Below are 3,511 nucleotides of genomic sequence, written 5' to 3'. Positions count from 1 at the left end.
GTCCAGGACCGTGCGGAGCCCCGGCCTCGAGGCCCGCACGCGCGGCGCCGCGTTGACGACGGCCGCGACGGTCGCCGTGTCCCCGAACGTCCCGCCCTCGACGACGACGGTCAGCGGCGGGTCGCCCGCGATCACGATGCGGTCCTCGTCCGGCGCGCCGACGGCCATGGTCAGCGTGAGCACGGCGCGCTCTTGGCCGTCGACGGTCACGGTCGCCGTCTGGTGGATGCCGGCGACGTCGCCCGATTTGACCGTCGCGTGCTCCGTGGTATGATCCGCGTCGGCCATGGACGGGCCGAACGTCTCGGTCACGACCGCGCCGTCCCAGCCCAGCCCGGCGGCCAGGGCGTAGGCGCTCTCGACCATCCCGATGTGGCCGAACCCGCCGGCCGCCTCGCGCGCCTCGAACTCGGCCACGGTGAGCCCCGCGCCCACCTTCTTCTGCAACGGACCGCGACGGCGTCCGGCATCGACGGACCGGGTCGCGTCCACGCGGTCGACGCGGGCGATGACGCTGTTGGCCAGCACGACCGGAAACACGTCGAGGACGAAGCCGGGGTTGACGCCCGTCCCCACGACAGCGACGTCAGCCCCGCGCGCGGCCGCGTCGATCCGCTCGGAGAACGCGGCGTCGCGCTCGTAGGGCCAGAACAGCTCCTCGGACGACGACACGACGTGCGCGCCGGCCTCGATGCAGGCCATCAGCTGGTCCTCGATCTTGTCCAAGAACGAGGTCGTGGTGTGCAAGACGACGTCGGGCATGAGCTCCTCGAGGGCGGCCCGGGCGTCGTCGCGGACGGTGACGCCGAGCGCGTCGCGGCCCAGGACCTCGCCAACATCTTTCCCGACGCGGGACGGATCGAGGTCGAGGGCGCCGATGAGCGTGTGGCCCTTGGCCAAGGCGAGGCGGGCGGTGGCTTGGCCGATGGGGCCGAGTCCAAACTGGACGATGCGGAGAGACATGAGTGAGCCGGTGGTCGGCTGCGGAGAAGGAGTTGGAAAGCTCGCCCGTCTCCCGAGATCGGCCCAGGAAAAAACCCGCCGCCCCAGACCGAGTCTGGAGCGGCGGGGTCGGGTTGCCGCATCCCTGGTAACGGCGCCCCGAGCTCTGCGGGCTTGTTGTGTTACCAGGGAGGAACGCTGACGTTCGTCCTGAGACGTCCTCGAGGTCGTGCCGCGGCCCGTCCGCGCCTTGTTGGACATGGACTTGTCGCCGTCCGACCTGTCTTCGCCTACGCCTATGTCAGAGCCCGTCCTACAGGCTCATCACGTCGTCCAGGCGGTCCATGAACGTGTCGGTCATCCGCCCCATCTCGACCTGGACGAGCGGTGCGACCACGCCGCGCATGAATCTGGGCGCCGGGATCTCCAGCATGGCGTCCATCAGCAGCGTCCCGCGCGTCTCGTCGCCGGCGTCTTCGAGGATGCAGTGACCCGCGAACCGGCCCGTGCCGACGTCCTCGACGGGCGTCCACGTCAAGGTGTGCGAGGCGGGGTCGGCGTGGTAGCGACACGCGTAGACCGTTCGGACGCGGGCGCCGGGCGGCCCGAGCGGCTCCATCGTCCAGATGAACGCCGACTCGCCAGCCTCCGGGTACGGGACTACGGAGTCGACGTGGGGGAACAGCGGTCCCCATTTCGCGACGTCCGTCAAGACGGCCCAGGCGTCCTCGAGGGCGGCGGACAGGGTGCGCTCGCGCTCGATGCGGGCTCGGGCTTCGATCATGGTAGTTGGGGGGACGTCCTCGAGGACGCACGCGGGGCGCCCGCCGATCCATGCCGGTCGCGGGCGGAAGGGACGTTCAGCCCGTGCCGACCTCGAGGGCGGAGGCTCGCGTCGGATGCTCCGAGGCTTGATCCGTCCTCGAGGACGGGGGTCACTGCGGGATAGGTGGAGAGAAAGAAACGTTTGTCTGAGGGTAGCCGATGGCCTACGTTCAGCGGACACATCTGATGTCTCCATGCGACTGGTCCTCGCCGTCCTCGCCACCGCCACCCTGGCCACCGCCCAGACCGACTCGCTCTCCGCACGAGACGCCATCTCCCAGCAAATCGCCGAGGCGCGGGCCGCGCTCCCCGGCCCCGATGCCCCGCCCACCTTCGAGGCCGCGTGGTCCGACCGCGAGGTCGGCCCCGGAGTGAGCGTGAGCAGCAACTTTGACGACGGGACGTTTCGGGCAACGGGCGCACCCCTTCGTACTGCGCTCGTACTCGGGTGGACGGCTCATTTTCCGCACCACCGGAACCCCATGACGAGCTCCATTTGGAGCAGTCTGATCGACGCGCCCGACGAACTGATCGGGCAGGGTGTCGACGCGCTCATGGTCCGGCGCGGCCTCACGCGGGAGACGTTCGGCAACGCGCTGCTCGACGGGCTGACCGATGCACTCGGCCTCGAGGTCACGTTCCAAGCCCGGCCCCACGTGGTCTACGCCTTGCGCGTCCGCGATGCCTCACTCCTGCCGTCGTCGGGCGGCGAGGACTGGAGCGGCCGGGCAATGGGGCGCTCGTTCCGAGTCCGCGGGGCCACCTCGCTCGACCTCGCTTCTATGTTGGGCGGCAGCCTCGGCCACGTCGTCGTCGACGAGACCGGGCTCGACGGTCGGTACACGTTCGACCTCGAGTTCGACGGCGGCGCCCTCGAGGTCGTCGACTTTGACCGGCCGACGATGTCCGCCGGAGAGGTCGACGTCGTTCGGGCCGCGCTGAGCGAGCGGGTCGGACTGGAACTCGTCCCCGAGGTCCGGGCCGTCGAGTGGATGGTCGTGCGTCTCGCCGACGAGGAGTAGCGCTCGCGCCGAGACTGAGCTACGACGTCTTGGGAGAGTGACCCGTAGACCATCCTCGGCTCGCAATCCTCGATGGAGCGTCCTCGAGGTCGGCGGGCCGGGGGTCTCGATCACGGCGTGACAGCCGCGTCGAACAAGCCGGTGATGGTGAGCGTGTCGGCGAAAGCCACGGAGTCGGGCTCGAGCGCCTGAACGCGCGCCACGGTCGCCTCGAACTGCCCACGCGCACGGCGCCGGCTGACGGCCTCGAGGTCGAGCGTCCCGCCGACGCTGGCGTAGAGGTCGCGCCCGATCTGGAGCGTGACGCCGTGCGGGTTGCGGGTCAACTCGTTGAGCACGAACGAGCCGGCGTTCGGGAAGCCGCTAGGCTCGAGCGGGCAGGCGTCTGCGACCTCGAGGACCGCGCCCGTATCGGCCTCGAGGACGATCTCGACGCACTCGTGCTCGTTCGGCCGAACGGCGGCCGTACCGCTCAGGTACATGATGGTGCCCCGGATGCCCGTCGGGTCGAGGATCGACACCGTGAACGCTCCGTCCCCATGATCGGGCGCGGCGCACCCTGCGAGCGCGACGAACCAGAGGGCCGCCGCGAGCCTCGTCACGCGACCTCGAGGGCGGCGAGCGCCGACCGGAACAGCCGTGCGCCGTCCTCGCTCCCACCCACACGGACCTCGACGGCCCGCTCCGGGTGCGGCATCATGCCGACCACGTTGCCGCGCGCG

At 70.4% G+C, this 3,511-nt stretch carries 4 protein-coding genes and 1 pseudogene; 1 reads left to right on the top strand and 4 read right to left on the bottom strand.

Going from position 1 to position 3,511, the window contains the following annotated elements:
• Positions 1 to 963 (bottom strand): dihydrodipicolinate reductase (locus WBA11_RS16360; protein WP_424521718.1); only part of this gene is annotated, 963 nt, incomplete at its 3' end.
• 292 nt (positions 964 to 1,255) lie between these two features.
• Complete coding sequence (locus WBA11_RS16355) at positions 1,256 to 1,726, bottom strand: SRPBCC family protein (protein ID WP_424521717.1); 471 nt, start codon at positions 1,724 to 1,726, stop codon at positions 1,256 to 1,258.
• 235 nt (positions 1,727 to 1,961) lie between these two features.
• On the opposite strand from WBA11_RS16355, the gene WBA11_RS16350 reads away from it, so the two are divergent.
• On the top strand, positions 1,962 to 2,789 hold the full coding sequence (locus WBA11_RS16350) for a TIGR03435 family protein (protein ID WP_424521716.1): 828 nt from the start codon (positions 1,962 to 1,964) through the stop codon (positions 2,787 to 2,789).
• 110 nt (positions 2,790 to 2,899) lie between these two features.
• On the opposite strand, the gene WBA11_RS16345 is transcribed toward WBA11_RS16350, so the two are convergent.
• Together WBA11_RS16345 and WBA11_RS16340 are read right to left on the bottom strand one after the other, a co-directional pair.
• Complete coding sequence (locus WBA11_RS16345) at positions 2,900 to 3,391, bottom strand: hypothetical protein (protein ID WP_424521715.1); 492 nt, start codon at positions 3,389 to 3,391, stop codon at positions 2,900 to 2,902.
• Positions 3,388 to 3,511, bottom strand: a pseudogene (locus WBA11_RS16340) (phosphoribosylformylglycinamidine synthase I); the annotation flags it as partial. The pseudogene WBA11_RS16340 and the gene WBA11_RS16345, both read right to left, overlap by 4 nt.

It is taken from the genome of Rubrivirga sp. (assembly GCF_049648075.1).
Lineage (GTDB): Bacteria > Bacteroidota > Rhodothermia > Rhodothermales > Rubricoccaceae > Rubrivirga.
Note: the sequence above shows the minus strand (reverse complement) of the source record. Positions and strands in the feature narration are given on the sequence as shown.